Source organism: Chroococcidiopsis cubana SAG 39.79, assembly GCF_003991895.1.
In the GTDB taxonomy this organism is placed as follows: domain Bacteria; phylum Cyanobacteriota; class Cyanobacteriia; order Cyanobacteriales; family Chroococcidiopsidaceae; genus Chroococcidiopsis; species Chroococcidiopsis thermalis.
Map to the genome: position 1 here is coordinate 1 of NZ_RSCK01000219.1, position 3,381 is coordinate 3,381.

The 3,381-nt window shown below is 43.9% G+C and carries 4 protein-coding genes and 2 pseudogenes; all 6 read left to right on the top strand.

Features of this window, described 5'->3' with window-relative positions; all coding sequences use genetic code 11:
- Positions 1-112: 112 nt before the first annotated feature.
- Positions 113-1,468: an IS4 family transposase gene (locus tag DSM107010_RS37315; RefSeq protein WP_106168483.1), complete on the top strand. Its 1,356-nt coding sequence runs from the start codon at positions 113-115 to the stop codon at positions 1,466-1,468.
- Positions 1,469-1,471: 3 nt separating this feature from the next.
- Positions 1,472-2,056 (top strand): hypothetical protein, encoded by a 585-nt coding sequence (locus DSM107010_RS37320; RefSeq protein ID WP_106168484.1) that lies wholly within the window; start codon positions 1,472-1,474, stop codon positions 2,054-2,056.
- A complete protein-coding gene (locus DSM107010_RS37325) occupies positions 2,031-2,348 on the top strand; it encodes a transposase (RefSeq protein ID WP_127025373.1) in 318 nt (105 codons plus the stop codon). The genes DSM107010_RS37320 and DSM107010_RS37325 overlap by 26 nt, the downstream gene beginning before the upstream one ends.
- A gap of 35 nt (positions 2,349-2,383) precedes the next feature.
- Positions 2,384-2,866 carry a DUF6194 family protein gene (locus DSM107010_RS37330; protein ID WP_106168486.1) on the top strand — a complete coding sequence of 161 codons (483 nt, stop codon included), beginning with the start codon at positions 2,384-2,386 and terminating at the stop codon, positions 2,864-2,866.
- A 176-nt stretch (positions 2,867-3,042) separates the two neighbouring features.
- A pseudogene (locus tag DSM107010_RS41875) lies at positions 3,043-3,129 on the top strand (IS6 family transposase); the annotation flags it as partial.
- A 57-nt stretch (positions 3,130-3,186) separates the two neighbouring features.
- Positions 3,187-3,381, top strand: a pseudogene (locus tag DSM107010_RS37340) (hypothetical protein); the annotation flags it as partial.

Below are 3,381 nucleotides of genomic sequence, written 5' to 3' on the forward strand. Positions count from 1 at the left end.
CAAGGCTTTGCTCCTACAAGGTTGAGCGCATAATTGCATCTTAGCTCAACTGGTATTCTGTTTGATAGAAACCGCCTAAGCCAATACACTGCTACTACGCTTGACAAATCGGATGGAAATCCTCAAGGAAAAATTTACAAAAAGTCTAGGATTGCCTTTTCAGGAATTATTACCAGAGTCAGCAATTCAACAAGTGCTTGACGAACTAAAAATTAAATATCGTTGTCGGCTATTTGACCCATTTGTAACGTTGTGGGCATTTTTATCTCAGGTTTTAGATACTGATAAAAGTTGTCATAGTGCCGTAAGTAAAATAATTGCGTATCTAGCAGGCGAAGGAGTAGAACTTCCATCAACTGATACAAGTGGCTATTGCCAAGCGAGGGCAAGAATACCAGAAAAGCTGTTAGAAAAACTTTTTGGTAGGGCTGCAAAAAGTTTAGAAGAGAAAGTGACATGTGAATATTTATGGTGTGGTCGTAACGTCAAGGTGATAGATGGGTCTACGGTATCAATGCCTGATACTCTGGAGAACCAGAAAGCATATCCTCAGCCAAAGACTCAAAAGCCTGGGTGTGGATTTCCCATTGCGAAAATTGGTGTGATATTTAGTTTAGCGACGGGAGCCGCTGTTGCTTTGTGTATCGATGTTCTAAACACCCACGATATTAAATTAGCTAGAAAATTATATCAGTTTCTTAATCCATTGGATATCCTTTTGGGAGATAGAGCATTTTGCGCTTATGCTGATATAGCCGCTATCAAAAATTTGGGTTGTGAGGCTATATTTCGTAAACATCAATCCCGAACGACCTCAATACGAAAAGGTAGAATTGTTGGGAATTGTGACAAATTAGTAACTTGGTATAAGCCTAAAATCTGTCCCAAAGGATTGAGTAAAGATGATTTTGATGCTTTACCTCCTTCCAGAACTGTACGAGAGATTTACTATTACATTATCATCCCTGGTTTTCGTACCCAAAGAGTCAGTTTAATCACGACTCTATTAGATACAACAACTTATTCTTCTCTAAAACTTGTTGAGCTTTATGGTAAGCGATGGCATGTTGAGCTAGATTTAAGACACCTCAAATCTACCTTGGGAATGGATGTTCTGCGGTGTCTCACTCCTTCTATGGTACGCAAAGAAATTTACGTTTATTTGCTTGCTTACAATTTACTGCGTAGTTTGATGTGGTCGGCTGGCACTACTTATGGTACTTCTCCATTGCGCTTATCGCTACAAGGCACTCGCCATCATTTAAATAACTTTATTCCCCAATTGTTAGTAGCTACTTCAACACAACGTCACCAAATTTATCGCACTTTCCTAAAAGTTATTGTTCACAAGGTTGTTCCCACTCGCCCTGGTCGGAGTGAACCACGAGTCCGTAAACGTCGCCCTAAGTCTTATCCTCTCATGAAGCAACCCAGACATGAGTTACGCAGACAATTGCAAACTGCTTGAATCATGAGCGTTTCAGCTTATCTTAGTGCCATTCGACTCAAGGTCATTGAAGTCAGCCGCCCAAGTCGTCGAGATCGCCGTCGTCTACAGGGGAAAAACGATGTTCTTGATGCCGAACAAGCAGCTCGACTAGTGCTATCTGGACAAGCGACGGCAATCCCTAAATCAACTGATGGTGCGGTTGAAATGAGGAGAATTATCAAAGTCGCACGAGACACCGCTGTCAAAGCACAAACTCAGGTCTTAGTCTCGCTCAAAGCCATGCTCGTAACTGCGGATACTGACTTGCGTGCACTGCTGGAACCTTTGTCTACTCCGCAACTGGTAGCGGCTTGTGCCCAGCTCGAAGTTGACCAGTTGGATACTCCTGCAGCTGCCATGCGATATGCTCTAATTGCAATGGCGAATCGATGGCTGCAGTTGCTCCAAGAAATTGAAGCTCACACGCAACATCTAACCACCCTCACCCGTGAAGCTGCTTCAGAATTAGTACAAGCTTACGGAATTGGACCTGACACAGCAGCCGAGATGCTAATTACCTTTGGTGATAATAGCAACCCTTGTGCATTCAGAAGCAGCATTTGCTAAGATGTGTGGTGTCTGTCCCATTCCTGCTTCCTCTGGTAAAACCCAGCGACATCGGCTCAACCGAGGAGGAAACCGCCAAGCGAATGCTGCTCTTTTCCGAGTAGTGATTGTCCGGATGCGATACCATGAGCCAACTAAGGCTTATCTAGCTCGTCGGACTGCACAAGGTTTGTCTAAACGAGAGATTATTCGTTGTCTCAAACGCTATCTAGCTCGGGAAATCTATCAAATTATTCGCAAAACTCTCTCAACTACTGAAGTGGTTAATCCTTTGAGCCAGGTAACTCCTTGACATCTATAGGAGCATCAATACCATCAGGAGAAACTGTGACACCAGAAGAAATCATCCAATATATATGCAATAAACTTTCGGGTGTAGTTCCGAAAGCCAGTTGGGGCGAAACGTCGCTGTTTTACAATCCTGGTAGCGTGTTGCCTAATGGTGTTTATTTTTGCACGATCAAGCAACATAATGGCGAAAACGACAAAGCATCAAATCTCGATCGAGAAGGTGTATTTAGAGTTGCTATCGGTTTTAACCCCAAAACCTACGTTCGCTTATTTGGTCAGAAACCAGCACGCCCTGACAAGGGTGGTATTGTTGCAACGGGTCACGACTTTACAAAGTTAAATGAGCTGATGCCGCATCCAATTTACGCTTGGATGTTCTGGGCACAAATACTTTCCCCTAGCCGAGACAAATTTGAGAATGTTTTTCCTCTGATTGAGGAGGCACATAAGGAAGCAGTCAAAAAGTTCGAGAAAAAGACCGCTAACAACACCCATGGATCGTTTAGAATTGATGGGTGATGCACATGAGGTTATCTGCGTCCAGCGAGCGTGACGGTTATGCTGCCCCAAGTCACGCCAGCTACCCCTCAAATCTAATTTCTGCGATAGTCGCTAGGGGTCATTCCGGGGTTGTGTTGCAAAAAGCGGTGCGGAGTTGGTAGTATATTTTCTCTAGAAAGTTAAATACGCTCTCAATGAACTCCAAGTATCCTTTCAAGTGGCGGCACTATCAGCCGGAAATCATCCTTGTATTCGTGAGATGGTATCTGCGGTATCCATTGCTCTGAGTTTGATTTACTAGTTTAAGAGTCAAATAATCGCTCTAGGACATTACCACAATGACAACAGAAGTTAGCAAACCCAAAACAGCGGCAGTGCGTAGCTACCAGAACTTTATTAATAGCAAGTGGGTATCGCCAATTTCCGGTCAGATCTACGAACGAAAAAGCCCTATCACTGGGCAGACTATTGTCCAAATCCCCTGGAGTGACCAAGCGGATGCAGATACGGCAATCCAAGCAGCGCGGCAGGCG